The sequence below is a fragment of the Brachybacterium tyrofermentans genome (assembly GCF_014897585.1).
Classification (GTDB): domain Bacteria; phylum Actinomycetota; class Actinomycetes; order Actinomycetales; family Dermabacteraceae; genus Brachybacterium; species Brachybacterium tyrofermentans.
In genome coordinates, this window is sequence record NZ_JABUXW010000071.1 from 1 (window position 1) to 2,480 (window position 2,480).

2 protein-coding genes are annotated in these 2,480 nt (G+C 67.3%); both read left to right on the plus strand.

The window, feature by feature from the left end:
- Positions 1-241: 241 nt before the first annotated feature.
- On the plus strand, positions 242-874 hold the full coding sequence (locus INT49_RS20690; RefSeq protein ID WP_114306490.1) for a DUF5134 domain-containing protein: 633 nt from the start codon (positions 242-244) through the stop codon (positions 872-874).
- 45 nt (positions 875-919) lie between these two features.
- Complete coding sequence (locus INT49_RS20695) at positions 920-2,284, plus strand: PepSY-associated TM helix domain-containing protein (RefSeq protein ID WP_114306491.1); 1,365 nt, start codon at positions 920-922, stop codon at positions 2,282-2,284.
- Positions 2,285-2,480 lie beyond the last annotated feature (196 nt).

The following is a 2,480-nucleotide window of genomic DNA, read 5'->3' on the forward strand; positions in this document are numbered from 1 at the left end:
TGGTCTGGGCGGGTGCGGGGTCATCGAAGGTCACCTGGATCGCGCTGGCACTAAGTGGTGCGGCGGCGGTCCACAAGGCGCGCATCACCAGAGCCTCTAGCGCTCCGGCAGACCGAGATCTCACACCCGCCATGACCCCACCGCTTCCTGCTGTCTGTACGCCTGCAGCGTGCCACACGGTATCGCAGCCCAGCGGACTCGCCGCACCCTATTATTTCTACGGCGTGTAGAGTTCGGGATCGTGATTGAGTCTCCCTGGTCCTTCGTGCTGACCGCCATCTTCCTCGCAACGGCCGTACTCTGCGCACTGCACCTCGCGCAGAGCCATCGCACGCCCGCCGCAGTGACCACCGAGTCCGTGCACGCCTCCCACAATGGGCCGATAGCGACGGCAGTGCACGTGAACCACCTCGTGATGAGCCTGGCGATGCTGCTGATGGTGTGGCGACCAGTCGGCACGGCCGGGACCTGGATTCAGGTCGCCCTCTTCGCGCTCTTTGGCGTTGTGATGCTGCTCGGCCTACCCGCTGTCCACGCCGTGGGTGAGCGTGCCGGAGTGGTCAGCCACGTGATTCTTAACGCCGCGATGATCTGGATGCTGCTGGCGATGCCGCTGCTGATGGGCCACGCCATGGAAGGTTCTGCCGATGCGCACGCCGGACACCACGGCGGCGGTACCGGGGACGAGATGGCGATGGAGATGACCCCGACCCCCGTCTGGGCGGAGGCAGTCAATTGGGGGGCCGTCGTGCTCAGCGCCGTGATCGCCGTGTGGTGGCTCGTGCGCCTTCTCCGCGATCCGGCGCACCGCGCCCACTCAGCCTGCCACCTCCTCATGGCCGCAGGCATGGCGCTCATGCTCGCCCTCATGTGAGCTCAGCTCACGCCACCTCCCCGTCACCGCGAAAGGCCCGACCTGATGGCCACCCAAGCCCCGCCCCGCCCCACCGGAGGCAACACCTCCCGTCCGCGCCGGCTGCGCGACGAGCTGCGAGAGCTCACCCTCCGCCTGCACTTCTACGTCGGGCTGTTCATCGCTCCGTTCCTCCTCGTCGCCGCCGCGACCGGCATCCTCTATGCGCTGACCCCGCAGATCGAACAGGTCGTCTACGACAAGGAACTCCACGCCAGCGCCCCAGCGGGCACAGAGATGGTGCCACTGGCGCAGCAGATCGAGGCCGCGCAGAGCGAGGTCACCGACGGCACGATCACGCAGATCCGCCCGCCCAAGGACTCCGAGTCCACCACTCGTGTCACGTTTGATTCCCCCTCCGCTCGCGAGGATCGGCAGCTCACCGCTTTCGTCGACCCCTACACCGGGGAGGTGACTGGCGTGCTGAACACCTTCGGGGAGTGGCTGCCGCTGCGGACCTGGTTCGACGATCTCCACCGCAACCTCCATCTCGGTGACGCCGGCCGTTGGTACAGCGAGGTCGCCGCCAGCTGGCTCTGGGTCCTCGCCCTCAGCGGACTCATCATCTGGGTCACCCGCAAGGTCCGCGCCCGCACCGCCCGCGCCTACCTCCTTCCCCAGCGGAAAGGACCGCAGCGCCAGCGCTCCATGAGCCTGCACGCCACCATCGGCGTCTGGGCCGCGATCGGACTGTTCTTCCTCTCCGCCACCGGACTGACCTGGTCCCAGTTCGCGGGCGGCAACTTCAGCGCGCTGCGTCAGAGCCTGAGCTGGTCAACGCCCTACCTCTCCTCCGAGGCGGCGACCACCACCCCGGTCGCCGAAGCGGAGGTCCCTGCCACCGCGCAGAGCGTGCTCGACGTGGCCCGTGCCGAGGGCCTGACGGACCCGGTGGCGATCACCCCGAGCACCGACGGAGGGGCGTGGGTGGTCTCCCAGGTGCAGAGGTCCTGGCCCTTGAAGCAGGACTCCATGGCGATCGACCCCGCCTCAGGAACAGTCGTCGAGACCGTGCGCTTCGCCGACTGGCCCGTCGCCGGGAAGCTCGCCGAAGCCGGCATCTCCTTCCACATGGGCATCCTCTTCGGCTGGCTCAACCAGCTCCTGCTCATCGCCATCGCAGGAGCCGTCATCACGCTCATCGTCATCGGGTACCGCATGTGGTGGCGACGCCGCCCCAAGCCACCGCGTACCGGGCTTCCTACCGCTCCCGGGCGCCGGGTCGACACCACCGCGGCCTACGGCATCCTCATCGCGATCGCCGCAGTCTTCGGCCTCGCACTCCCCCTGCTCGGAGTCACCCTCGTCGCCTTCGTAGCCTTCGACCTCGCCAGAACCATCATCCGGAGCGCAACCGCTCGGCACGAGTAGACATGAGCTAGAGGTCAACACACCGCATCACTGCCCTCGGCTACGAGCGGAGACCGCCAGCATCGCAGTAGCGACGTGAAAACAGTGAGATCTGATGCGGACGCCGGATCCGCTGAAATCGGACCCCTGAGGCGCAGGGGGCACCGTGATGCCTCATGTCAATACCTCCGGATGAGTTGGTCGTTGCCTCAGGTGC